General features: G+C 67.0%; 1 protein-coding gene. It reads left to right on the top strand.

Annotated elements, in window-relative coordinates; all coding sequences use genetic code 11:
- Positions 1-433, top strand: a 433-nt coding sequence (locus WDW90_RS38265; RefSeq protein WP_336492896.1) for an MFS transporter, incomplete at both ends; no start/stop codon positions are given.

Here is a 433-nt window from a genome sequence, read left to right as displayed (position 1 = left end):
CCTCGGCGGCGAATGGGGCGGCGCCGTGCTCATGGCCTTCGAGTACGCCCCGCCGGAGCGGCGCGGGCTCTACGCCAGCATCCCGCAGATCGGGCTCGCTATCGGCCTCTGCCTCGCCTCCGGGGTCGTCGCGGCCCTGTCCTACAGCCTGTCCGAGGAGCAGTTCCTCTCCTACGGATGGCGGCTCGCATTCCTGCTCAGCGTCGGGCTCGTCGCGGTCGGCGCCTATATCCGCCTCAACGTGATGGAGACGCCGGAATTCACGCAGGTGAAGGAGGCCAACCGCGAGGCGGCGATTCCCTTCGTGTCGATGATGCGCGACTACCCGAAGAATGTGCTCGCGGGCATGGGTGCGCGAACGATCGACGGCGTGTTCTTCAACATCTTCGCGGTCTTCTCGATCGGCTACCTGACGCAGACCCTGCACGTGCCG

The sequence above is a fragment of the Methylobacterium nigriterrae genome (assembly GCF_037106235.1).
Taxonomy (GTDB): Bacteria; Pseudomonadota; Alphaproteobacteria; order Rhizobiales; family Beijerinckiaceae; genus Methylobacterium; species Methylobacterium nigriterrae.
Note: the sequence above shows the minus strand (reverse complement) of the source record. Positions and strands in the feature narration are given on the sequence as shown.